Source organism: Kocuria sp. KD4 (assembly GCF_011769905.1).
Classification (GTDB): Bacteria; Actinomycetota; Actinomycetes; order Actinomycetales; family Micrococcaceae; genus Kocuria; species Kocuria marina.
Genome location: NZ_CP050449.1, coordinates 2,187,413 through 2,211,580 on the forward strand (window position 1 = coordinate 2,187,413; position 24,168 = coordinate 2,211,580).

The following is a 24,168-nucleotide window of genomic DNA, read 5'->3' on the forward strand; positions in this document are numbered from 1 at the left end:
GGCTACGGGGCGGTGGGTGGATCAGGTCCGGGGCTGCGTCTCGCGGGGCGCGGCCGGGGTCGGTGGGTTCGGCGTCGGGACGTCCGGTGTCGCGGCGCCTTGCCGTGCGGACGTCAGCTGCGTGACCCGCACGGCGTCGGGCGTGGTCTGCGCGACCGTGGGCATCTGCGTCCCGGGCAGGGCGGCGGCGGCGGAGCCGTGGGCCACGGCCCGGCGCAGGCGTTCGGCCGGCGCCTCCCCGCGCTGGGCGGCCACGAGGTACCCGGTCAGGGCGCTGTCGCCGGCGCCCACGGTCGAGCGCACCGTGACGGGTTCGTGCACGGCGTGCCACGCGCCCTCGGGCGTCACGAGCACGGCACCATTGCCGCCCAGAGTGCACAGCACGGCCCCCACGCCGCGGGCCACGAGCTCCCGCCCGGCATCCGCTGCGGCGCGCGGATCGGCCTCGAGCGCATCGCCGTCGGTGCGGCCCAGCAGCTCCGCGAGTTCGTGGCCGTTGGGTTTGATCACGTCCGGCAGGACGGTGACACCCGGGGCGAGAGCCGCGCGCAGCACGTCCCCGGAGGTGTCCAGCGCGAACGACGGCGCGGCCGCACCGAGCGCGCCGCTCACGCGGGCGGCCAGCACGGCGTAGATGTCCGGGGCGGGCCCGGGCGGCACGGACCCCGCGAACACGAGCCACTGCGCACCCGCGCCGCGGGAGACGATCCGTTCCACGATCCGGTCCACGGTGTGCTCGTCCAGCGGGGGGCCGGGCTCGTTGATCTTGGTCGTGGTCCCGTCCGGTTCGGTCACGGTGATGTTGGACCGCACGGGCGCACCGATGGACACGCTGTCGTAGCGCACCCCCGCGGCGTCGAGCGCGGTGAACAGCGGATCGGTGCCGTCCCCCGGGACCACGGCCACAGTGTCCACACCGCTCGCGGCCAGCGCGCGCGAGATGTTCACACCCTTACCCCCGGGGTCCTGGCGGGTGTCGCTCGCGCGCTGCACGCGACCGCGGGCCAGCGGGCCGGGCAGGTCCACGGTGCGGTCCACGGAGGGGTTGAGGGTCACGGTGATGATCATGCGAGAACCACTTCCACGTCGGCGTCTTCGAGGGCTTGGGCCAGCTCCCCCACGGGAGCGCGGTCGGTGATGAAGGTGTCGATCTGTTCGAGCGAGCAGAAGCGCGTGAGGGTCTCCTGGTCCTGCTTGCTCGCGTCGCACAGGACGACGACGCGGCGCGCGGCCCGCACGATCGTCGCCTTGACCACGGCCTCGATGGGGTCCGGGGTGGACAGCCCGAAGGAGGCGTGGGCGCCGTTGCAGCCCACGAACGCGAGGTCCGGGCGCAACTGGTCGTAGTGCTGGGCGGCCCGCGAGCCGGTGGCCGCCCACGTGAGTTTGCGGATCCGCCCACCCACGAGCTCGAGCCCCACACCCTCGGCGTCCGCGAGTTTCGCCGCGATGTGCAGGGCGTGGGTGATGATCAGCTGTTCCTGCCCGCCGGGCAGGTGGTTGTCCCGGGCCAGCAACAGGTCCGCGAGCGCCTCGACCGTGGTGCCGGCATCCAGGACCACGGCACCGGCCTCGGCATGTTCGAGTACCTCGAGGGCTTTGCGGGCGATGGCCCGTTTCTCATCGGCCGCGAGGCGCGATCGGGAGTCCATCCCCTGTTCCCCGCTCGTCGACTGGTCCACGGACACGGCACCGCCGTGCACACGGCGCAGGTTCCCCTGGGACTCGAGCACGGCGAGATCCCGGCGGATCGTCTCCATGGTCACACCGAACCGTTTCGCCAGTTCCGCACCGTTGACACGGCGCTCGTGGCTCACGGTGCGTGTGATCTCCTCGTGGCGTTCTGCAGCGAACATCTTCACCTCACGGACCGGGGTGTCGGCGGTGAAACCCCTGTGTGATGTGAGCTTATGTCTGTTTATGTGGTTTTGCTAGCCCTAACCCACATTTCCCACGCCCATGACGAGCAGGACCACGTTCAGCACCACCACGATCGCGGCGCTCACCCACCCGATGGCCGCGAGCACCGGGCCGTTGCGGAAGCGACCCATGAGGGAGGCCCTGCCCGTGGCGCGCACCAGGGGGATGAGCGCGAACGCGATCCCGAAGCTCAGCACCACTTGACTCCCGACCAAGGCTGCAGTGGGTTCCGCGCCGAGCGCCAGGATCACGACGGCGGGGATCACCGTGATCAGCCGCCGCGCGAGCAGCGGGATGCGCCACCGCAACAGACCCGCCGTGACCACGTCCCCCGCGTAGGCACCCACTGCGGTGGAGGCGAGCCCGGAGGCCAGCAACCCCAGGGAGAAGACGACCCCCACGGTGGGCCCGAGCGCGTCGGAGATCGCGTGCTGCGCACCCTCGATCGTGTCCGTGCCCTCCACGCCGTAGAGGTTCCTGGCCGCGAGCAGGAGCATCCCTATGTTCACCGCACCGGCCACCACGAGTGCCAGCACCACGTCCACGCGGGTCGCGCGCAGGAGTTGGGAGACGCGCTCGGGGGCGTGGCCCATGCCGTGACGGTCCCGACTCAGTGCGGAGTGGATGTAGATCGCGTGGGGCATCACGGTGGCACCCAGCATCCCCGCCGCGATCACCAAGGACTCGAAGCCCTCCAGCCGCGGTACCAGGCCGTCGAGCACACCCCGCGGATCGGGCGGGCCCACCACGAGTCCCCCGAGGAACCCCACCGTGATGATCCCGAGCATCCCCAGGATCACGGTCTCGAACACGCGCTGACCGCGGTGGTTCTGGAGCGCGAGCACGAGCATGGACAGCGCGGCCACGATCACCCCGCCCAGGGGCAACGGGATGCCGAACAGCAACCACAATGCGAGCGCCCCGCCGATCACCTCGGCGACGTCCGTGGCGATCGCCATGAGCTGGGCCTGGGCCCAGTAGAGCACCCGGGTACCGGGCGGCAGCGAACCGCCTAGGACCTGCGGCAGGGACAGCCCCGTCACGATCCCGAGCTTGGCGGAGAGGTACTGGATGACCATGGCCATGAGGTTGGCGAGCACGAGCACCCATACGAGCAGGTAGCCATGCCCCGCACCCGCGCTCACGTTCGCGGCCACGTTGCCGGGGTCCACGTACGCGATCGCGGCCACGAACGCCGGCCCGAGTGCGGCGATGGTCCCGTGCGACGACGCCCGCGCCGTCGTACCCCCCGCACCGGTCGCGTCCTGCGGCGCTGGATTGCCCGACGTCATGGTGGCCTCCTGCTCATGTCCACCGTCCCGCGCACCGCGTGGAACGGCAAGTTTCGGTGCACCGAAACTTTAGCGCGTGACGCCCGGATAGCCCGGGGTGCCCCGGTCCGTTCAGCGTGTCCCGGCCCACGCGTATATTGGGCGCGTATTCGGCTCCCTCCGTGCTCGACGTCAGGATCGACCGTCATGCTGCTGAGTTTGTTACGCACTTTCACGCGCCCCTACGTCCCGTGGGTCGTGGGCGTTCTCGTGTTCCAACTGGCGGCCACGATCGCTACGCTCTACCTCCCGAGCCTCAATGCCCGGATCATTGACAACGGTGTGGCCCGCGGGGACACCGACTACATCTGGCGCGCCGGCGCCGTGATGCTCGCCGTGGCGTTCGCCCAGGTGATCGCCGCCGTCGTGGCCGTGTGGTGCGGTGCCCGCACGGCGATCGGTGTGGGCCGGGACCTGCGCCGGGACGTCTACCGCCGGGTCGGGCAGTTCAGCGCGCGCGAGGTCGGGACGTTCGGGGCGCCGTCGCTGATCACGCGCACCACCAACGACGTCCAGCAGATCCAGATGCTCACCCTCATGGGCCTGAACTTCATGGTCATGGCGCCCATCATGTGCGTGGGCGGGATCGTCATGGCCCTGCGGGAGGACCCGGGGCTGTCGTGGCTCGTGTGGGTGTCCATCCCTGTAATGGGGGTGCTGCTGGGCCTCGTGGTCTCCCGGTTGATGCCGTGGTTCCGGATCATGCAGGAACGCATCGACGGGATCAACGGGGTGCTGCGCGAACAGATCACCGGGATCCGGGTGATCCGCGCCTTCGTCAAGGAGCCGTTCGAGACCGCGCGTTTTCGCAGCGCGAACCAGGACCTCACGGACATCTCCCTGCGCATCGGGGCGCTGTTCGTGCTGATGTTCCCCGTGATCAACATGGTCATGCACCTGGCCACCGCGGCCGTGCTGTGGTTCGGCGGCCACCGCGTGGACCAGGGCCAGATCCAGGTCGGGGCGCTGACCGCCTTCCTGCAGTACATGCTGCAGATCCTCATGGCCGTGATGCTGGCCACGTTCATGTTCATGATGGTCCCGCGCGCGGTCGTGTGCGCCGAGCGGATCGGGGAGGTGCTCGACACCCGCCCCACCATGCACCCGCCGCAGCGACCGGCCGTAGCACCGCGCGCGGTGGGCCACGTCCGGTTCGAGGACGTCACGTTCCAGTACCCCGGCGCGGAGGACCCCGTGCTGTCCGGGATCGACTTCGCGGCGGGACCGGGACGCACCGTGGCCGTGGTCGGGGCCACGGGTTCCGGGAAGAGCACACTTATTAGCCTGATCCCCCGCTTGCTCGATCCCGTGACCGGCCGTGTGCTGCTGGACGGGGTGGATCTGCGCGACTACGCCCCGGACGACCTCGCGGGCCGGGTGGGCCTGGTCCCGCAGCGGCCGTTCCTGTTCTCCGGGACCGTGGCGTCCAACCTGCGCTTCGGCCGCGCGGACGCCACCGACGACGAGTTGTGGGAGGCCCTGCGCGTGGCCCAGGCGGACGACTTCGTCCGCGAGATGCCCGACGGTCTGGACGCCCCCGTGTCCCAGGGTGGGACCAACGTGTCCGGGGGTCAGCGCCAGCGGCTCAGCATCGCCCGCGCCCTCGTGGCCCGCCCCCGGGTCTACGTCTTCGACGACTCGTTCTCGGCACTCGACGTCGCCACGGACGCCCGGTTGCGCGCCGCCCTGCGCCCCGTGACCCGGGACGCCACCGTAATCACGGTGGCCCAGCGCGTCTCCACCATCACGGACGCGGACCTCATCCTGGTCCTCGAGCACGGCCGGATCATCGCGCGCGGCACCCACGAGGAACTCGTGGCCGCGAGCGAGACCTACCGGGAGATCGTCACGTCACAGCTCTCGGCCGAACAGACCACGGGAGGCGAACGGTGAGCGAGACACAGGAACCGGCCCGGAAGCCGCAGCGCTTCTGGGCCTCGGCCGGGCGGCTCGTGAAGCTCATGGCCCCGCACAAGGCGGCGCTCGCCGTCGTCGTCGCGGCCGTCGTGCTGTCCGTGGTGCTCACGGTGTGGGCCCCGCGCGTGCTGGGACGCGCCATGGACGTGATCTTCGCCGGCGTCGTCGGCAGATCCCTGCCAGCGGGCGCGAGCCAGCAACAGGTCGAGGCCGGGCTGCGTGCGCAGGGCCAGGACACGCTCGCGGACATGATGTCCGCCATGACGCTCGTCCCGGGACAGGGCGTGGACTTCACCCGACTAGGCACCCTCATCCTCGTGGTGCTCGGCATGTACACCGTGGCCTCGGTGCTCATGTGGTTGCAGGGCTACGTGCTCAACCGCGTGGTCATGCGGGTCGTGTACGACCTGCGCGAGGAGATCGAGCGCAAGGTCAACGCCCTGCCCCTGAGCTACTTCGACGCGCGCCAGCGCGGGGACGTGATGTCCCGCGTGACCAACGACGTGGACAACATCCAGACGGCGCTGCAACAGACCTTCGCGCAGCTCGTGCAGAACGTGCTGACCGTGCTCGGCATCATGGTCATGATGTTCATCGTCTCGTGGCAGTTGGCGCTCGTCGCGCTCGTGGCTCTGCCGTTGTCCGCCGTGGCGGCGGGGGTCATCGGCACCCGCTCCCAGCGGTTGTTCAAACAGCAATGGCACGCCACGGGTCAGCTCAACGGGCACATCGAGGAATCCTTCTCGGGCCACGAGCTCGTGCACGCGTACGGCCGACAGCGTCAGATGCAGCAGCAGTTCGACGAGCGCAACGAGGAACTGTACCGGGCGGCGTTCGGGGCGCAGTTCATGTCCGGGACGATCATGCCGGTCATGCAGTTCATCTCGTACCTGTCCTACGTGGGCATCGCCGTGCTGGGCGGGCTGCGCGTGGCCACGGGCCAGCTGACCCTGGGGGACGCCACCGCGTTCATCCAGTACTCCCGGGAATTCACCCAGCCGCTGTCCCAGGTCGCGGGCATGGCCACCCAGTTGCAGTCCGGCATCGCCTCCGCGGAACGCACCTTCGAACTGCTCGACGCCCCCGAACAGGAACCGGAGACGCCCACCGCCCACCTGCCGGGCACGCTGCGCGGTGAGGTGCGCTTCGACCACGTGAACTTCTCCTACGACAAGGCCGCCCTGGCCCGGGGTGCCGAGCCCCTGATCGAGGACATGTGCCTGCACGTGGCTCCGGGGCGCACCGTGGCGATCGTGGGACCCACGGGCGCCGGGAAGACCACGCTCGTGAACCTCATCCTGCGCTTCTACGAGATCGACGCGGGCCGGATCAGCTTGGACGGGATCGACATCCGGGACCTCTCCCGCCACGAACTGCGTTCACAGGTGGGCATGGTGCTCCAGGACGCGTGGTTGTTCAGCGGCACCATCCGGGAGAACATCCGCTACGGCCGTCAGGACGCCACGGACGAGGAGGTACTGGCCGCTGCGCGCGCCACGTACGTGGACCGTTTCGCGCGCGCCCTGCCGGACGGGTACGACACCGTGATCTCCGAGGACGGCTCCTCGGTCTCGGCCGGTGAGAAGCAGCTGATCACGATCGCCCGGGCGTTCCTGGCGCAACCGTCCCTGCTCATCCTGGACGAGGCGACCTCCGCGGTGGACACCCGCACGGAGCTGCTCGTGCAGAAGGCCATGGCCGCGCTGCGGGAGCGCCGCACGTCCTTCGTGATCGCCCACCGGCTCTCCACCATCCGGGACGCGGACACGATCATCGTCATGGAGTCGGGGCGGATCGTGGAGCAGGGTTCCCACGACGAGCTGATCGAGGCGGACGGGGCCTACGCCAACCTCTACAGGGCGCAGTTCAACGCGGCGGACCCCGCCTCGTGAGCGCGCGCGGCGGTGGCAATCACCGCGGCGCCCGTCTACCGTGGACGTGACGGTCCACCCCACAGAATGGATGTTCACGTGACCAACTTCGCCAATGTCGAACGTCGTCATCTTGCCGCGCTGCTGCGCCGTGTGGGGCCGGACGCCCCCACCCTCTGCGAAGACTGGGACGCCCGGGACCTCGCGATCCACCTGATCATCCGTGATTCCCGTCCGGACGCGGTCGCCGGGATGCTCTCCCCCAAGCTGCCCGTGCTCGGGCGCCACGCCAAGTCGGTGGACGCCGACTACCGGGAGATGCCGTGGGAGAAGCTCGTGGACCTCGTGGAGCGCCCCCCGCTCTTCTCCCCGGGTCGCTGGTCCCCGATCGACAAGCGGATGAACACCGGGGAGTTCTTCATCCACCACGAGGACGTCCGCCGCGCGCAGCCTCAGTGGCACGCCCGGCAGTTGCTCAACGACGAGCAGAAAGACCTGTGGAACGTGCTCAAGCTCATGGGCCCGGCACTGCTGCGCAAGAAGTCCGAGTCCGTGGTGCTGCTCGCGGGCGGTTTCGGTGCGGTGCGCGGCGGCAAGAAGTCCGCCCGGCGCGTGGAACTCGTGCGCGGTGAACCGTCCGAGCTGCTCTTGTGGGCCTTTGGCCGCGAGGAGCAGGCGGACGTGGAGAGCACCCAGGAGTAGTACCCGCCATGCAGGAAGAACCGGCCCCGCTCAAGCGGGGCCGGTTCTTCCGTGTTCGGGCGTTTTCGGGGTCGCCCGGACCGGGCAAGGTGCGCTCAGTCGGCCCGGACTGGCCGGGAACCCAGTTCGGAGTCCAGGCGCAACAGGCCAGGCCCGTCGTTGTGGACCAGGCGCACCTGGTCGCAGATCTCCTCCACGGTGGCCTCCTCCTCGATCTGCTCGCTGATGAACCAGTGCAGCAGGGGCATGGCATCGATGTCGCCTTCTTCCTGCGCCAGCCGGTACAGGTTGCGGATCGATTCGGATACCTTGCGCTCGTGCGCGAGCGCGGCCTCGAAGCACCCCAGGACGGATTTGTCGGCGATGTTCGGACCGGCCATATCCCCGATCTGTGGATCACCGCCGCGGTCCACGATGTGGTCGATGAACTTCTCGGCGTGCGTGATCTCCTCGGCCGCCTGGGCGCGGAACCACTGCGAGAAACCGGGCAGACTCGCCACGTCCATCTCAATGGACAACTGGCGGTAGACCACGGTCGCCTGCAGCTCCATGGTGATCTGGTCGTTGAACGCTTCTGCCATTCTTCCCTTGATTTCCATGACCCCATCGAAGCAGTTTTTCTCCGGCATGGGTAGGTAGCACGCCACCGCATGACGGGTCCCGCCGCCCCGGCCGGTTCCCGCGCGCCGGGTGCCCGCCCTCGGCGCGTCGTCCAGTACCATGGAGCGGTCCCGTGATCGCACTGGGCAGCAGTGCCTCCTTAGCTCAGATGGCCAGAGCATCTGTCTTGTAAACAGAGGGTCGCCGGTTCGAATCCGGCAGGGGGCTCCGAACCCGGGCACGGCGCCGTCGTCCCCGCGTGACAGACGATGAGAGCCCCGGTCGGGATGACCGGGGCTCTCGTCGCGTCGGGGGCACCGCCCGCGTCACTTCTTCTCGTCGACCGCCTTCTTCAGTGCGTCCTGGAAGTTGCCTTCCTCGTAGCGCTTGCCGTCGATGAAGATGGTGGGCGTCCCGGCCACACCGTTGTTGATGGACTCGCGGGACATCACGTTGACCATGGGGCGGTAGGTGTTCTCACCGAGCTGGCCCGCCGTCACGTTCGCGCCGTGCTTGTTGGCGATGTCCGCGATCTGCTGGTTGCTCAGGCCGCCGGTGCCCTGGTGGCTGAACAGCTCCTGGGCGAACTCCATGTACTGGTCGCTGTCGACCTGCTCGGCGACCACGTAGGCCGCGTTGGCGGCGCGGGACGAGTACTGATCGCGGGTGGCCCGGTCCAGGAAGTTGAGGTTGCGGTACTCCACCTGCACGTCACCGGCGTCCACGGCCCGCTTGATCGCGTCCGCGTTCTGCTTCTCGAAGTCGGCGCAGTGCACGCACTCGAAGTCCTGGAAGATCACGACCTGCACGGGCTTGCCGTTGCTCGCGGCCTGGTCCTGGTCCACGACCCCCGGGGGCGTCTTGGAGGTGTCCGCGGTGGCAGCGGGCTCGGGCTCCTGGGAGAGGTCCCGTTCCTGGACGTCCGAGCTGTTCTGCACGATCCCGTCCTTCGTGACCGTGATGCCTCCGTACTGGTTGGCGCTCGCGGGCACGGGGCCGGCGTCGGGGATCCTGGCCCTGTTGTTCTGCCACACGACCACCCCGATGATCAGCGCGATGATCACGAGCAGCGCGATGACGGCGGCGATCAGCCCCACGGGTTTACCGTTGGAGCGGCGGGACTGCCGGTCTGCGATCTGGCGTGCCCGCTCCCGGGCCTGGTCCGAGGACGAGGAACCGGCGGTGTTGTTCTTGGAAGCCATGGGGGCCCGGGTTTCCTTCCGATGTGCTACACGGGTGTCGGTCTTCGTCCCCAGATTACCCGGGCCCGGCGGGGCCCCGATTCAGCCCGTTCCCAGCTGCCGGGGACGATGCCGCTCGGGCCCCGTCGCGGCCGCCCCGCACCGGCGCGGCGTCGTGCTCCCGTCCCGGCGGCGACTTCTCCCCCGGTGCCGGTGGTACGCACACTTAGGATGGGGGTGAACAGCCGCCCCGGGGAAGGAAGCGATCGTGTCCGCAGACCAGTCTCTTGAGAAGGTGCCCGTCCCGCAGGACGGCTACGACTTCGTGGTGGTGTCCAACCGTCTTCCCGTGGACCGGGACGTGGACGAGGACGGCAACAGCACGTGGCGCCGTTCCCCCGGCGGGTTGGTGAGCGCCCTGGCACCCGTGATGGCCCAGCGCGGCGGCGCGTGGGTGGGGTGGCACGGCGCCCCGGACGAGACGCTGGAGCCGTTCGACCACGACGTCTTCCATCTCGTGCCGGTGAGCCTGTCCGAGCTCGAGGTCAAGCGCTACTACGAGGGCTTCTCGAACGCCACGCTGTGGCCGCTGTACCACGATGTCATCGCGCCGCCCGAGTTCCACCGCACGTGGTGGTACGCCTACCGTCGCGTCAACGAGCGCTTCGCGCGCCGGGCCGCGGAGACGGCCTCCCAGGGTGCGACCGTGTGGGTCCAGGACTACCAGTTGCAGTTGGTGCCGCGCATGCTGCGTCGGTTGCGCCCGGACGTGACCATCGGGTTCTTCAACCACATCCCGTTCCCGCCCACCGAGATCTACTCCCAGTTGCCGTGGCGCAAGGCCGTGCTGGAGGGTCTCACGGGTGCGGACCTGATCGGCTTCCAGCGCCCCGGGGACGCCCAGAACTTCCAGCGCTGCGTGCGCAAGTACCTGGGGGTGCAGTTCACCAAGGGCAGCGCCCGGTTCTCCGAGGACACGGCGGACGGCGAGAGCACCGAGTGGGCCGTCAACGCGGGCTCGTACCCCATCTCGATCGACGTGGAATCCATCAAGGAACTCGCGTCGGACCCGCAGGTCCAGGCCCGGGCGCGGGAGATCCGCGAGGAGCTGGGCAACCCGGACACCGTGTTCCTGGGAGTGGACCGTCTGGACTACACCAAGGGCATCCGGCACCGCATCAAGGCCTACGGCGAGCTGCTCGAGGACGGGGAGATCTCCGTGGAGAACTCGGTGCTCGTCCAGGTCGCGAGCCCGTCGCGCGAGCGCGTGGACTCCTACCGGCAACTGCGCGAACTCGTGGAGGGCATGGTGGGGCGGATCAACGGCCAGTTCGACACCATTTCCCACACCGCCGTCCGCTACCTGCACCACGGCTACCCGTTCGAGGAGATGGTGGCCCTGTACCTCGCCGCGGACGTCATGCTCGTCACGGCCCTGCGGGACGGGATGAACCTCGTGGCCAAGGAGTACGTCGCGGCCCGGCAGGACCGCTCGGGGCGACTCGTGCTCTCGGAGTTCACCGGCGCCGCCGAGCAGCTCAAGCAAGCGGTGCTCGTCAACCCACACGACATCGACGGGCTCAAGTCCGCCATGCTGCACGCGAGGGACATGTCCGACGCCGAGGCGCGCAAGCGCATGTCCTCGATGCGCCGGCAGGTGCTCACGCACGACGTCGTCGACTGGTCCCACCGTTTCCTCGACGACCTCGCCACACACGCCCCGGAGCTCGAGCAGGGCACCGCGCCCGGGCGGGATTCCGCGCGCGACGACGGCGCCGCGGCCGACACGACGCCCGGAGCGGATCGTGACTGACTCGCTCGCGGACGCCCTCGCCACCGCGGCCACGGCCGACACCATGTTGCTGGCCCTGGACTTCGACGGCACCCTGGCACCGTTCACCGAGGACCCCGCGGATTCCCGGCCGCTGCCCGCCGCGCGGGACGCGCTCGACGCGCTCGCCGGACTGCCCCGCACCACGGTCGCGATCATCTCGGGGCGGCCCCTCGAGTTCCTGCGCACCGTAGTGGACCCGCGGCGCCGCATGGTGCTCTCCGGTTCGCACGGCGCGGAGCTGGACCTCGGCGCCGCGCCCGGCTCCGGTGCGGACACCGAGATCGAACTGACCGAGGACCAGTTGGCATTGCTGGACCGGGCGATCGATGCGACGTACGGGTTCGTGCAGCGCTATCCGGGCTCGCGGGCGGAACTCAAACCCGCGGGTGTGGCCTTCCACACGCGTCCCATGGAGGACCCGGACACCGCCCGGCGAGCGCTGGACGAGATGACCGAGGCCTATGCCGCGATGCCCGGCCTGCGATTGACCCCGGGTCAGCAGGTCATCGAGTGCTCGGTGCTCAGCGCGACCAAGGGGGACGGTCTCACGGCCATCCGCGGAGCCGTGCACCCGCAGGTCACGGTCTTCGCCGGTGACGACGACACCGACGAGGACGCCATGGCGATCCTGGGACCCCACGACGTGGGGATCAAGGTGGGCACCAAGGACTCCGCGGCCCCGTGGCGCGTGGCGGATCCGGACGAACTGACCCGGCTGCTCACGGAATTCGCCCGACAGCGGGCCCGTGCGGTGACTAGCATGAACTGACATGACCGCCTCCCCGTCCCCCGAGCCCGCGGCACCGAGCCCCCCGCCCGCTCACCGCGGTGTCTCCATCAACACGGCCTTCCCGGAGCCGGGCCTGCTGGAACTGCCGTGGGACACGCCCCTCGAGGACTGGCCCGAGCAGGTGCTCGCGGCGTACCCGCGCGGGATCTCGCGCCACGTGGTGCGCTTCGCGCGGGTCGGGGAGAAGGTCGTGGCGGTCAAGGAGACCACTCAGTACTATGCCCGGCGCGAGTACGGGCTGCTGCGCAAGCTCCAACGCATGACCACGCCCTCCGTGGTCCCGGACTCGGTGGTCACGGACCGCTACTCCCCCGACGGCGAGTTGCTGCCCGCCGCGCTCGTCACGGAACACCTGAGTTTCTCGTTGCCCTACCGCACGATCTTCGAGCAGGTCCCCTCACCGGGGACCATCGACCGGTTGGTGGACGCCCTCGCGTCCCTGATCGTGCAACTGCACCTGTCCGGTTTCTACTGGGGGGACGTGTCCCTGTCCAACACGCTGTTCCGACGCGACGCCGGGGAGTTCGCCGCCTACCTCGTGGACGCCGAGACCGGCGAACTGCACCCGCAGCTCACGCGGGGTCAGCGCGAGTACGACATCGAGCTCGCCAGGACCAACGTGGCCGGTGAGGTCATGGACCTGCTGGCCGGGGAGCACATGCAGCAGCGCCTGGCCCAGGCCGGGGTGGATCCGGCCTCGGTGGACCCGTTCGCGGTCTCGGAACGGCTCGTGGACACCTACACCGGGCTGTGGGACGAGCTGACCGCGACCGAGATCTTCCCCGTGGGTGACCGGTGGCGGGTCCAGGCGCGCGTGCAACGGCTCAACGACCTGGGCTTCGACGTGGAGGAGGCCTCCATGGACGCGGATGAGTCTGGTCAGGTCCACCTGCGCCCGCGGGTCGTGGAACCGGGCCACCACGCGCGCAGGTTGTTGCACCTCACGGGGTTGAACACCCAGGAGAACCAGGCCCGGCGCATCCTCACGGACATCGACCAGTTCGGGCACGCGCTCTACCCCGGTCTGCCCGAGGACCTCACCGCCCAGTTGTGGATGCGCGAGATCTTCGTGCCCATCATGGCGGCCGTTCCCGCCGAGTTGCGGCGCAAACGGGAACCGGCGCAGATGATCCACGAGGTGCTCGAGCACCGCTGGTTCATGTCGGAGAAGGCCGGCAAGGACGTCCCCACGCAGGACGCCGTCCAGGACTACGTGCAGTCCTACCTGACCGAACGCCCGGACGAGAAGGACGTGTTCTAGTCCGCCGCGGGTCGCGTGGTGATCAGGTCCGTGACGGCGCGGTGCACCCGCGCGGTCCAGTTCTCGTCCAGCGAGCCATAGCGCGCCACGTGCGCGTACGCCGCCCCCAGGATGAAATCCACGACCATGTCCAGGTCCACGGTGTCCCGGATCAGTCCCCGGTCCTTGTCCCGTTGCAACAGTTTGCGCAGCGCATCCAAGCGTGGGCGCACCACGGTGGCCCGCAGCACCTGCGCAGTGGCCGAATGTGGTTCCTGCAGCAGGGTGATGGCCACGCCGAGTCCCATGTCCCGCAGGAGAATGTCCACGGCCGCGGTGAGCGCCTGCTCCCACGTGGCGTCCGGCGCCAGCGGTGCGGTCGCGGTGACCGTGTGCTCGAGCGCGGCCTCCAACAGTTGCGTGCTGTTGGCGTAGCGGCGGTAGATCGAGGTTTTGGCCACGCCGGTGCGGGCGGACACCGCCTCGATCGTGACCCGCCGGGGCCCGCCCTCCCGGAGCAGGCGCAACGCCCCCGCCACGATCTTGCGATCGGTGCGGGCCGTGCGGGGGTCCACGGAAGCGGCGTCGGCGCGTTCGGGCGCGGACGCGGATCGCGAACCAGCGGGGTGCGCGTTCATGATCAGGCGGGGACGGTGTCCCGGACGGGCGCCTCACGGGCCGGCGCCGTGGCCCTGCGGAAGATCTGCAGTCCCGCCATACCGGGCAGTCTGGCAATGTTCGCGTCCAACCGGTCGATCTCGTGGGCCCCGCCCCCGCCACCGAAGAGGTGGCGCATCACGTGGCCCACCTCGCGGTCGTCCATGACCCCGGAGCCCACGGGGGCCCAGAACTTGCGCAGGGCGAAGCGCGTGAGGCGCTGGGCCTTGCGGGACGCTTCCAGGCGGCGTCGTGCCTGGGTCGCGTAGAAGGCCACGTGGCGGGACTCCTGGTGGGCGATCCGCTGCAGCAGCACCGCGAGCACCGGGTGCTTCTCGAGGGACGCCATGCGCCGGTAGGCCGCCACGGCGGACCACTCGTTGGCCGCGCCCCACGCCATGTGCGTGGCGATGAAGTCCACGCCCACCATGTTGGACAGCAGCGACTGCTTGAGAGGCTTGAGCGACTCGGACCAGCCGAGCTTCATGCGCTTGGCCTTGATCTCGTCGTAGTCCACCACGATCCCGTGCATCCCGAGCACCTCCGCGAGTGCCTCACCGTGCCAGTACTCCTCGCGGTTCCACATGGTCATGAAGGTGGAGACGTCTTGGTCCTGGTGGGACGGCGTGACGAGCATGTCCCGCATGTAGCACACGGTGTGGTATTCGACGTCGCACATGTAGCGCAGGCAGCGCAGCGAGTCCTCGGACAGCGGGTTGGCCAGGAACTCGTCCATGTCCAGGTCCGACCACTTGACCCGCGCCGAGGTCTCCGCGAACTTGTCGATGTTGAACGCCATGACTCAGACCTTCCTCCAGTCCTCTACGGGCCAATGGGACTTCTTGGCACGCCGGTACAGGGGCAGGTCGGGGTTCACCGCGTACGGGTGGCCCACGAGGGACAACCAGCTCACGTCCGCCACGGAGTCCCCGTACCCGTACGAGCGGCTTAGGTCCAGGCCGTGGTCCTGCGCGTAGCGCTTGAGCCACTGCGCCCGGGCCTCATCCACGAGCGGCGGGGCCGCCAGGTACCCGGTCAGCACGCCGTCCACCTGGTCCATCCGCCCGGCCACGACGTCGTCGAACAGTTCAGCGACGGGGCTCACGAGCAGGTCCAGGGACCCGGTCACGAGCACCGTGCGGTGCCCCGCACGCCGGTGTTCCTCGATCCGTTCGAGTGCTCCCGGGCGGATGCTGTTCTCCACGACCCGGCCGAGCGACCCGTTCATCAGTTCCTCGACCCGCGCCACGGGCACGCCCGCGTAGCGGCGCAGGAACGCCCGGATGAACTCGCCCCGATCGCGCCGTTCCGCCTTGATGTAGGTGGGGGCGTTGCCGAACAGTTCGGTGAGTTCCGCGGGCCACTGCAGCGGGCTCAGCTCCCGGCGGCGCAGTTGCGCGTACTGGGTGATGATGTTGCCCGAGGCCACGGTGCCCTCGAGGTCGAACACGGCCACGACGTCCGTGCCCTCGTTCAGTCCCCGACTGCGCACGGCCCGCTTGTGCGACGCCGCCTTGGCCCGGGTGTACGCACGGGTCATCTCGGTCAGTGCGGGCAGGTGCACTCTCTGCCAGTAGTCCCGCCAGTCGATGGCCCGCACGTCGAAGTGCTGGTCCTCGGGCGTGCCCTGCGGCAGGGAGCGGTCCAGTTGCCGCGTGTGGGTGTCGTCGAAGATCATCTCCGTGCGCGTGTAGTTCTGGTACAGGTCCACGTAGGTGCGCAGCGAGCCCAGCCCGGTCTGCATCCGGTGCAGGGAATTGGTCCACTCGCGTGTGCGCGCCGTGGCCGGCAGCACCGAGCTCAATCGGCTCCCCGCGGCGGCCAGTTTCTCCTTGACCGCAAGCCCGCGTTCCATCGAGTTGTTCGCGGGGAACTTCCACTCGGGCACCGCGATGGGATTGCCATGGGAGTCCTCGAGCGGGCGCTCGCGGAAGTACGAGCGCACGCTCTCGTACATCTGATGGAACGGCAGGGGGTTCGAGGCCCCCGAGCACACCTGGTAGTACCGCGCTGCCGGATCCTGGGCGTCCCGCAGCGTGGGTGCCCCATTGGCTTCCCGGTGCCCCTCCCTCACGAGGGCCACGATCGCGTTGACCACGAAGTCCACAGGGATCACGTCCAGCACCGAGTCCGGCAGGCCCGGGAACTCGGGCAGCGCGCCCTTCGCGTACGCCATGATGAGCGGGTCCGCGACCTTGTAGCCGTCGATCCACCCCGGGAAGGGGTGACGCAGGGCGGACTCGATGATGGACGGGCGCACGATTGACAACGGGTGCCCGGCTCCGGCCCACTTCTGCTCCGCCACACGCTCGCCCAGGGCCTTGGTGAACGTGTAGATGTCCGTCCACCCCAGGGACTGCGCGCGCGTGCGGCCGTGGTCCACGAGCCGGGAGCGCACCCACTCCAGGCGTGCTTCCTCGGCGGCGCGGGCCACGGACTTGGGCCCCTCCTTGCCGCGCGTGCTCGTGGCGCGCCGGATGAACGACTCGAGACGCTCGGGTGAGCGGGACTCCACCTGGGCGGTGTCCGCGGCGCGGACGGCGGCGTCGTACTCCACCTGCCAGTCCACGTCGTGATCCACCGAGGCCTCCGGGCGCAACCCCTTGGCGATCCCGCCCACGTAGCACGTGGACACGTGGATCACGTGGGGGTCCTGACCCGTGCTGCGCAGCGCGTCGTAGAGCCCCACGGCGCCACCCACGTTCGTGCGGAACGCCTCGTCGATGGGCGGGTCGAATGAGACCGTGGACGCGGAGTGCACCACCACGTCGAAGGGTTCCGCGATCTCCCGCAGCCTCGTGAGGTCGCCCTCGAGCACGCTCGTGCGGGCGTCGAAGATCTCCTGAGCGCGTTCCCGGCCCACGGCGTCCCGCCAGGTCTTGAAGGACGGCTTGCGCAACAACTGCTTCAGGCGCGCCTCACCGGACTGTGTGCCCTTGGGTCGGACCACCGCCGTCACGTGGATGTCGTCCGAGCCGGAGAGCAGGCGCTCAAGGACGGCCTGGCCCAGGAAGCCCGTGGCCCCCGTGAGCAGGACGCGAGTCGTGGTGGTCTGGGTCAACGGGATCCTCCGGTGCTTGGGAACGGGTGCGCCGTGGGCGCGGTGGCCACCCGCGCCGACCGCGACGCGGGTGGAAGGGTCTGGTGGGGAGCGTATCGGCTCAGTCGCCACTCGCGTTCCACGGCCCGGCGCAGGGGTTCGCTGCCCGCGGTGCCCGGCGTGGCCTGCAAGGGCTCGTCCGCGAGCGCGAACAGTTCGCGTCGCTGCGCGACCGTGGGCGCCAGGTCCCGCAGGAACCGGCGCGCGTGGGCGTGGGACAGGCCCACGGGCCGCAGCGGGTGGAATGCGAAGGTCAGGTAGGCGCGGGCGAAGCGCTGGGCGCGCGGGTCGGTACGGACCCGCGCGGTGGTCTCCTCGGCGAAGAAGCGTTCGTGGGTGGCCTTCACCTCGGCCACGCGCCGCAGCAGCGAGGACAGTTCCGGGTGCCCGGCGCGGCGTTCGAGCATCCGCAGGACCGCGCGGGTGCTCGCTTCCTGGGACCAGCCGCGCGCGGTCTGTCCCGCGACCACGGCCTCCCCGGAGAAGTTGGTCCACACGGAGTCCACCATGGGCGAGAGGTTGTCCAGGGCGGTCTCGACCCGCTCGACCCACGAGTGCTCGGGCGGCTGTGGAGCCCCGGCGTGCGGTCCGTGGGCGTCCAGGACGGCTTGGTAGGCGTCCGCGATCCAGTGCCGCTCGTACGCCCACGTGGTCAGGAACGCGGCGACCCGCGACTCCTTGTTGGTGTAGCTGACCACCACGGAACGCACCTGGCCCATGGTGGAGCGTTCCATGTCCCGCAGGTAGCGCAGGTCCTCGAGCACGGCCGGGTCCAGGGGTGCGCGGTCGAAAGCGGCGAGGTCCAGCTGGGGTCGGAGGCTGCCCTGCGCGCGGTACGTGAAGTCCTTGACGTCGAAGCCCGAGCCGCAGCACGATCGGTTGTTCCACGGGCCCGTAGAGCCGGCCCTGGCGATGCCGGGCGAGGTAGGACTGCTGGCTCACGGGACGCTCCTTCGATACTCCGTCATGGCTCGCCGAGGGGCGCTCACGCCGGGCCGGGGGACGCTGCGCTACGCCTACCGTAGTGTATCTTAGTGGCATGCTTACCGCTCTCGTGACCGGTGGGACGTCAGGCATCGGTGCCGCGTTCGCACGTTCCCTCGCCCGCAGAGGCTTCAACCTGGTCCTGGTGGCCAGGGACACGCAACGGCTCGAGAGCACCGCCCGGGAGCTCGGCGCCGCACACGGGATCCACGTGGAGACGCTGACCGCCGATCTGGCCGAGACCGAGGACCTGCTGCACGTGGCCGAGCGGCTCGAGGACCCCGATCGTCCCGTGGACATGCTCGTGAACAACGCGGGCTTCTCAGTCAAGGTGCCCTACACCGCCCAGGACTTCTCCCAGCACGAGGCCGGTTTCCAGGTCATGTGCGCGGCCGTCGCACGACTCTCGGGGGCTGCGGCCCGCGCCATGACCGCCCGCCACTCGGGGTGGATCGTCAACGTCACCTCCACCTCGGGCTGCGTGACGATGGGCGACTACTCCGCGATCAAGGCCTATGCGACCGCCATGACCGAGTCGCTCGCCGTGGAGCTGCACGGCACGGGGGTCCACGTGACCGCCCTGCTGCCCGGGTGGGTCCGCACCGAGTTCCACAGCCGCGCGGGCATCACCGGCTCCTCGATCCCCGATTTCATGTGGCTCGACGCGGACCGGCTCGTGGAGGAGGCCCTCGCGGACGTGGCCCGCGGCAAGGTGATCTCGGTGCCCACTCTGCGCTACAAGGTCATGGTCACCGCGCTGCGCCACCTCCCGCGCCCCACCGTCCGGTGGATCTCCCGTCAGATCTCGAGCGTCCGACGCCGCGAGCTCCAGGCCTGATCTCATGGCACCCCAGGATTCCTCCCCGCAGCACGACGGCACTCCCGCCCGGCGTCCGCGCGCCGCGTCCCGCCAGCGCCCCGGATCCACGCCTCGGTCGACCCCGGAGCCCCGCCCTCGCGTGTTGGACTCCCTCGAGGGCCACACCGGTCGGCAGGAACCCGATCCGCCCGCTCCCCCGGCGGAGTCGGCGGATCTCACGGCGGCCCACTACACCCAGCCCGTGCGCCGGATACTGCGCCGGATCACCCAGACCGTCTTCTTCCGGGGGATCGTCAACCGCACGATCACCCGCACCAACGTGGTGGATCCCGCGGCCTACGGGGTCAAGGGCACGTGCGTGGTCGTCGCGAACCACTCGAGCCACCTGGACGCCCCGCTCGTGATGAGCGGCGTGCCGCACTACATCTCCCGCGATCTCGCGACCGGGGTGGCCGCGGACTACTTCTTCACCGCGTGGCACAAGAAACTGTTCACGCAGCTGATCTTCAACGCGTTCCCCGTGGATCGTCGCGGTGAGGGCGCGAACAAGGGCCTGTCCAAGAAGCTGCTGGCCGCGGGTGTCCCGCTACTGATCTTCCCGGAGGGGACCCGCTCGAAGACCGGGAAGATGGCCCCGTTCAAGGTGGGAGCGGCGTCATTGGCGCTGGCGGTGCAGGTGCCGGTCGTGCCCGTGGCCCTGATCGGGGCGCACGAGGCCATGCCGCGCGGTACGAGCTGGCCCCGCCGGGGCCGCCCGCCGGTGGTCGTGGCCGTGGGTGCACCCCTGCGAGCGCGGGGCAACGAGAACGCCTACAGCTTCAACGAGCGCATCGAGGCCGCGGTGCGTGCGCTGTACGCTGCGAACCGGCACAGAATCCAGGACTAGTCGGACCCAGGAAAGAGGTTGTTCCTCAGTGGCACACGTGAAGCATCAGAAGTGGTGGGGCTGGGGCGAGGAAGGCGTGTTCTTCGACTACCAGAACAAGCCGGCCTTCGCGCCGTTCGTCAAGAACGCGATCGGGGTGTCCCTGCGGCCGCGCGAACGGGACACCGTGGACTTCGCCACGGCGCGGGTCCCGGCGTCCACCGCGTCCGAGGACGTGCTGACCGTCCTGCGCGGGATCAGCGGCGCGGAGCACGTGTCCGTGGACGACGAACTGCGCATCGTGCACTGGGCCGGCAAGTCCGTCCTGGAACTGATGCAGACACTGCGCAATGATTTCGCGCGCGTCCCGGACGCGGTGGTCTACCCCGGCTCCGAGGACGAGGTCACCGCGATCCTCACCGCCGCCGTGGAGCACGACCTCGTGGTGATCCCCTTCGGGGGTGGCTCGAGCATCTCGCGCAGCCTCCAGGCCGAGGCGGACGAGACCCGCTGCATCGTGTCCGTGGACATGGGCCGGTTGAACAAGGTGCTCGAGATCGACGAGACCTCCGGGCTCGCGACCATCCAGGCCGGCGTGCTGGGCCCGGACATGGAGGAACAGCTCAACGCCCGCGGGTGGACCCTGGGCCACTTCCCGGACTCGTTCGCCCACTCTACGCTCGGCGGCTGGGCGGCCACCCGCTCCTCCGGCATGCAGTCGGACAAGTACGGGGACATCGCGGACATCGTGCGCGGCCTGCGCATGGTCCGCCCGTCCGGCACGGTCGTGCTACGCTCCCTGCCCTCGACCTCCACCGGGCCCAGCCTGCGCGAGATGATCATCGGCTCTGAGGGCCGGCTCGGGATCATCACCGAGCTCACCGTCCAGGTGCACCGGTTGCCCCAGGAGCACGAGGTCATCGCCTACATGTTCCCCACGTGGCAGCAGGCCCTGACCGCGGTGCGCCAGTATACCGAGGCGGAGATCCCCCTCACGTTCGCCCGCGTGTCGGACGCCCACGAGACCGCGTTCTCCTTGGCCACGCAGAAGGCCGCGACCTCCGTCAAGGGCAAGCTCGCCGCCAAGGGCCAGGACGCCCTGTGGGCCGTGATGCGCAAGCGCGGGTGGGACACGGACGCCATGTGCATTTCGTACGTGTGCTTCGAGGGCACCCCCAAGGACGTCGCCGAGCGCAAGAAGGCCGTCGCGAAGATCGCCAAGGCCCAGGGCGCCGTCGTCCTGGGGTCGGGGCCGGGCGCGCTCTACGACCAGAAGAAGTTCGACACCCCGCACCTGCGCGACTTCCTGCTCGAGCAGAACACGGTGGGGGACGTCTCCGAAACCGCCGCGCCGTGGTCGCGCCTGACCACGGTCCACAAGGCCGCGTACGACGCCGCTCAGCGCGCCTACGAGCGGATCGGCAAGACCGGCTGGATCATGTCCCACATGTCGCACTCGTACCACTCCGGGGCGTGCCTGTACTTCACGTTCGCCTACGTGTTCGACGACGAGAAACCGTACGAGGAGTACGAGATCGTCAAGTCCGCGATCCAGCAGTCCTTCGTGGACTCGGGTGCCACCCTGTCCCACCACCACGGCGTGGGCGTGGAGCACCAGCCGTGGATGGAGCAGGACGTCTCCCCCGAGGGTGTGGCCCTCATGAAGGGGCTGTTCCACGCGGCGGATCCGGGAACGAACTTCAACCCGGGCAAGATCGTGTCCTGATCCGACCCACCCATGCCGCAGGCCCCGCTCCCGGTTCACCGGGGACGGGGCCTGCGCCGTCAGGCCCCCGAGGTGTACTTTCGGGCCGCTTCGGCGTACCAGTCCAGGACCTCGGCGTCCTCCGCGGTCGCGCGGTTGACGCTGCTCGGGTCCGCGCCCTGGAAGAGCCTTTTGACGGGGATCTCCAGCAGCTTGCCCGTACGGGTGCGGGGAACGGCCGGGGCCTCGATGATCTCGTCCGGGACGTACCGCGGGGAGATCTTCTCGCGGATGGCCCGCACGATGCGTTCCTCGAGCTCCTGCGTGAGCCGTGTGCCCGGTTGCGGGACCACGAACAGGGGCATGTAGTAGTCCCCGTCCGCGAGCTCCGCCCCGATCACCATGGACGCCGCCACGCCGTCCACCTGGTCCACCACATGGGTCAGATCGGCTGAGCCCATCCGGATCCCCCCGCGGTTGATCGTGGCGTCGGATCGCCCGTGCACCACGAACGGGCCCTCCGAGAGCTGGGTGACCCAGTCCCCTTGCCGCCACACGCCGGGGAACATGTCGAAGTAGGCCGCGTGATACCGGGAGCCGTCCGGATCGTCCCAGAAGAACACGGGCATGCTCGGCATGGGTCGGGTGATCACGAGTTCCCCCACCTGGTCGTACACCCGCCGTCCCTCGCGGTCCCACGACTGGGCGTCCACTCCCAGGTACGGGCCCATGAGCTCGCCCTTGTACACGGGTTGATATGGGTTCGTGCCGATGAACGCGCTCGTGACGTCCGTGCCGCCCGAATCGGATCCGAGACGCACCGTGTCGGACACGGATTCGTACACCCAGTCCCACGTGGCATCGGGCAGCGGTGATCCGGTCACGAGGATCGATTTCAGTGCGGAGAGGTCCATGCTCACATTGGGGACCACGCCGGCGCGCTGCATCATGGCCAGTACGCCCGCTCCCGTCCCGAAGAACGTGGCCCCGTTGCGCGCCGCCAGCTCGAGGGACTTCTCCGGTCCCCCGTACACGGGTGAACCGTCGTAGGTGATGATGCGGGAGCCGGTGAGCAGGATGCCCACGAGCATGTTCCAGACCATCCACGTGGTGGCCACGGCGTAGTACGCGATGTCCTCCGGTCCGAGACTGGCGTGCAGCCCCAAGGCCTTCAGGAACTCCAGGATCACCCCGCCGTGGGAATGCACAATCCCCTTCGGTTTACCCGTGGTTCCCGAGGAGTAGAGGATCCACAGGGGATGGTCGAAAGGAAGCTGCTCGTACCGCGGCGTCACGTCGCGCCCGCTGATCTCGGAAAAGCGCAGCGACCCCTCCGGCAGGTCGCCCACCTTGTCCCGCGGTTGTTGGTCAACCACGACCAGTTGCTCCACAGTGGGCAGGACCTCGAGCAAACCGGCGTAGCTCCCCGTCATATCCCGCAGCGACCCGCCGAACTCGTAGCCGTCCACCACGAACAGCACCCGCGGTTCGATCTGCGCGAAGCGGTCCGCGACCCCGGACGGCCCGAAGTCGGTGTTCACCACCGACCACACGGCACCCACGGACGCGGTGGCCAGCATAGCGATCGCAGTTTCCGGAAGGTTGGGAAGTACAGCGGCCACCCGGTCCCCCGGGACGATCCCGAGATCACGCAATTGTTGCGCCACGGAGGCCACTCGAGCTTCCAACTCACCCCAAGTCCAGGTGCTCGGTGCACGTGATTCGTGCTCCCCGATGATGGCGACGTCGTCCGGCCGGGTGCGGGCCGCCCGTAGCGAGTTCTCAGCGTAGTTGAGGCGGGCACCGGGGAACCACTGAGCGCCGGGCATCCCCGTATCCGCCTCCGAGTTCTCGGAGGTACTTAGTGCCTGTTCCCCCGGCCGGGAAGCCACAACGTCGAAGTAGTCCCAGACACCCTCCCAGAACTCGTTTATCTGCTCCACCGACCACGCGTGCAGCGAGGGATAGTCCGGGAGCTCGATCCCGTGCCGGCGTTCTGCCCACCGGGCGAAGTCGAACATCCGCGAGCCACGAATGGAGTCCTCCGCGGGGGTCCACAGTGGCGTTCTCAGGCCGTCATTCAATGAAGTGTTCATGGCCCCATCGTTGCATCCGCGGTGAGCGGCGTCACGCAAGGCGTCACCGGGATGCGATGTGGCGACAACGGGAATCATTCGTTGAATGCCCATTCCCGGAACGGAAGGGGTAAGGACTCAGAGAGGCTACCCATGGGACACATGGAAAAAGTCCCCGGGCTGGGAGCCTGGGGGCGTGTGCTGGTGATCGTGCGTTCAACGGGGCTCGCGAGTGGGCTGGGTGTTCGTGGGTGGGCTTGGTGTTCGCGCCGGTGCTCAGGAATAGGCGTGTTAAATGGTGGGAGGCCGCGCCCCTAAGGGGGTGCGGCCTCGACCACTTCTTTCTTTCATGTTAATCCCGGCGGTGTCTTACTCTCCCACACCCTTCCGAGTGCAGTACCATCAGCGCTGTGGGTCTTAGCTACCGGGTTCGGGATGGGACCGGGCGTTTCCCCCACGCTATAACCACCGGAAACCCTGCCACCAACCCCGTGCACGGTGACTACCAGCAACCATGCGTGGGGTGATGAAACCATGGGGTCCCGTGTTTCGTGGACCAAGCTTTATTATATTACC

General features: G+C 69.1%; 19 protein-coding genes, 1 tRNA gene and 1 rRNA gene. 10 read left to right on the forward strand and 11 right to left on the reverse strand.

Annotated features, from left to right (window positions below):
• Window positions 1–21: 21 nt before the first annotated feature.
• From HBK84_RS09825 to HBK84_RS09835, 3 genes are all read right to left on the reverse strand, one after another.
• Window positions 22–1,068, reverse strand: coding sequence for a 1-phosphofructokinase family hexose kinase (locus HBK84_RS09825; protein WP_167318784.1), 1,047 nt, complete (start codon window positions 1,066–1,068; stop codon window positions 22–24).
• Window positions 1,065–1,856: a DeoR/GlpR family DNA-binding transcription regulator gene (locus HBK84_RS09830; RefSeq protein ID WP_085107057.1), complete on the reverse strand. Its 792-nt coding sequence runs from the start codon at window positions 1,854–1,856 to the stop codon at window positions 1,065–1,067. Before HBK84_RS09830 ends, HBK84_RS09825 begins: the two co-directional genes overlap by 4 nt.
• A gap of 81 nt (window positions 1,857–1,937) precedes the next feature.
• Window positions 1,938–3,212: an Nramp family divalent metal transporter gene (locus HBK84_RS09835; RefSeq protein ID WP_167318785.1), complete on the reverse strand. Its 1,275-nt coding sequence runs from the start codon at window positions 3,210–3,212 to the stop codon at window positions 1,938–1,940.
• A 186-nt stretch (window positions 3,213–3,398) separates the two neighbouring features.
• Between HBK84_RS09835 and HBK84_RS09840 the strand changes: the two genes are divergently transcribed.
• From HBK84_RS09840 to HBK84_RS09850, 3 genes are all read left to right on the forward strand, one after another.
• A complete protein-coding gene (locus tag HBK84_RS09840; protein WP_167318786.1) occupies window positions 3,399–5,144 on the forward strand; it encodes an ABC transporter ATP-binding protein in 1,746 nt (581 codons plus the stop codon).
• Window positions 5,141–7,060 carry an ABC transporter ATP-binding protein gene (locus HBK84_RS09845; RefSeq protein WP_144998635.1) on the forward strand — a complete coding sequence of 640 codons (1,920 nt, stop codon included), beginning with the start codon at window positions 5,141–5,143 and terminating at the stop codon, window positions 7,058–7,060. The genes HBK84_RS09840 and HBK84_RS09845 overlap by 4 nt, the downstream gene beginning before the upstream one ends.
• A gap of 78 nt (window positions 7,061–7,138) precedes the next feature.
• On the forward strand, window positions 7,139–7,741 hold the full coding sequence (locus HBK84_RS09850) for a TIGR03085 family metal-binding protein (protein WP_240918952.1): 603 nt from the start codon (window positions 7,139–7,141) through the stop codon (window positions 7,739–7,741).
• Between the two features lie 95 nt (window positions 7,742–7,836).
• Here HBK84_RS09850 and HBK84_RS09855 read toward each other — a convergent pair whose 3' ends face one another.
• Window positions 7,837–8,322 carry a ferritin gene (locus HBK84_RS09855; protein WP_167318787.1) on the reverse strand — a complete coding sequence of 162 codons (486 nt, stop codon included), beginning with the start codon at window positions 8,320–8,322 and terminating at the stop codon, window positions 7,837–7,839.
• 173 nt (window positions 8,323–8,495) lie between these two features.
• On the opposite strand from HBK84_RS09855, the gene HBK84_RS09860 reads away from it, so the two are divergent.
• A tRNA-Thr gene (locus tag HBK84_RS09860) sits at window positions 8,496–8,569 on the forward strand.
• A gap of 98 nt (window positions 8,570–8,667) precedes the next feature.
• On the opposite strand, the gene HBK84_RS09865 is transcribed toward HBK84_RS09860, so the two are convergent.
• Complete coding sequence (locus HBK84_RS09865) at window positions 8,668–9,543, reverse strand: thioredoxin domain-containing protein (protein WP_064846617.1); 876 nt, start codon at window positions 9,541–9,543, stop codon at window positions 8,668–8,670.
• A gap of 247 nt (window positions 9,544–9,790) precedes the next feature.
• On the opposite strand from HBK84_RS09865, the gene HBK84_RS09870 reads away from it, so the two are divergent.
• Genes HBK84_RS09870 through HBK84_RS09880 form a run of 3 tightly spaced genes read left to right on the forward strand, consistent with a single transcriptional unit; the run spans window position 9,791 to window position 13,407 of the window.
• A complete protein-coding gene (locus HBK84_RS09870; protein ID WP_167318788.1) occupies window positions 9,791–11,335 on the forward strand; it encodes a trehalose-6-phosphate synthase in 1,545 nt (514 codons plus the stop codon).
• A complete protein-coding gene (gene otsB, locus HBK84_RS09875) occupies window positions 11,328–12,125 on the forward strand; it encodes a trehalose-phosphatase (protein WP_240918954.1) in 798 nt (265 codons plus the stop codon). Before HBK84_RS09870 ends, otsB begins: the two co-directional genes overlap by 8 nt.
• A gap of 1 nt (window position 12,126) precedes the next feature.
• The gene (locus tag HBK84_RS09880; RefSeq protein ID WP_144998624.1) at window positions 12,127–13,407 is read left to right on the forward strand and encodes a DUF4032 domain-containing protein; all 1,281 of its coding nucleotides are present in this window, start codon (window positions 12,127–12,129) and stop codon (window positions 13,405–13,407) included.
• On the opposite strand, the gene HBK84_RS09885 is transcribed toward HBK84_RS09880, so the two are convergent.
• The 4 genes from HBK84_RS09885 to HBK84_RS09900 are packed head-to-tail and all read right to left on the reverse strand — an operon-like array spanning window position 13,404 to window position 17,907.
• Window positions 13,404–14,024, reverse strand: coding sequence for a TetR/AcrR family transcriptional regulator (locus HBK84_RS09885; protein WP_064846614.1), 621 nt, complete (start codon window positions 14,022–14,024; stop codon window positions 13,404–13,406). The genes HBK84_RS09880 and HBK84_RS09885 overlap by 4 nt on opposite strands.
• A 2-nt stretch (window positions 14,025–14,026) precedes the next feature.
• On the reverse strand, window positions 14,027–14,842 hold the full coding sequence (locus HBK84_RS09890; protein WP_167318789.1) for a ferritin-like domain-containing protein: 816 nt from the start codon (window positions 14,840–14,842) through the stop codon (window positions 14,027–14,029).
• A 3-nt stretch (window positions 14,843–14,845) separates the two neighbouring features.
• The gene (locus HBK84_RS09895) at window positions 14,846–17,104 is read right to left on the reverse strand and encodes an HAD-IB family hydrolase (protein ID WP_167318790.1); all 2,259 of its coding nucleotides are present in this window, start codon (window positions 17,102–17,104) and stop codon (window positions 14,846–14,848) included.
• Window positions 17,101–17,907 carry a hypothetical protein gene (locus HBK84_RS09900; RefSeq protein WP_167318791.1) on the reverse strand — a complete coding sequence of 269 codons (807 nt, stop codon included), beginning with the start codon at window positions 17,905–17,907 and terminating at the stop codon, window positions 17,101–17,103. The genes HBK84_RS09895 and HBK84_RS09900 overlap by 4 nt, the downstream gene beginning before the upstream one ends.
• A 275-nt stretch (window positions 17,908–18,182) precedes the next feature.
• Here HBK84_RS09900 and HBK84_RS09905 point away from each other — a divergent pair, with 275 nt between their 5' ends.
• The 3 genes from HBK84_RS09905 to HBK84_RS09915 are packed head-to-tail and all read left to right on the forward strand — an operon-like array spanning window position 18,183 to window position 21,538.
• Window positions 18,183–18,965, forward strand: coding sequence for an SDR family oxidoreductase (locus HBK84_RS09905; RefSeq protein WP_064846610.1), 783 nt, complete (start codon window positions 18,183–18,185; stop codon window positions 18,963–18,965).
• A gap of 4 nt (window positions 18,966–18,969) precedes the next feature.
• Window positions 18,970–19,833, forward strand: a complete 864-nt coding sequence (locus HBK84_RS09910; RefSeq protein ID WP_240505691.1) for a 1-acyl-sn-glycerol-3-phosphate acyltransferase — start codon at window positions 18,970–18,972, stop codon at window positions 19,831–19,833.
• Window positions 19,834–19,861: 28 nt separating this feature from the next.
• On the forward strand, window positions 19,862–21,538 hold the full coding sequence (locus HBK84_RS09915) for an FAD-binding oxidoreductase (protein ID WP_064846609.1): 1,677 nt from the start codon (window positions 19,862–19,864) through the stop codon (window positions 21,536–21,538).
• Window positions 21,539–21,597: 59 nt separating this feature from the next.
• Here HBK84_RS09915 and HBK84_RS09920 read toward each other — a convergent pair whose 3' ends face one another.
• Both HBK84_RS09920 and rrf read right to left on the reverse strand, forming a co-directional pair.
• On the reverse strand, window positions 21,598–23,613 hold the full coding sequence (locus HBK84_RS09920; RefSeq protein WP_167318792.1) for an acetoacetate--CoA ligase: 2,016 nt from the start codon (window positions 23,611–23,613) through the stop codon (window positions 21,598–21,600).
• Window positions 23,614–23,948: 335 nt separating this feature from the next.
• Window positions 23,949–24,065: ribosomal RNA gene (gene rrf, locus HBK84_RS09925) — 5S ribosomal RNA — on the reverse strand.
• Between the last annotated feature and the right edge of the window lie 103 nt (window positions 24,066–24,168).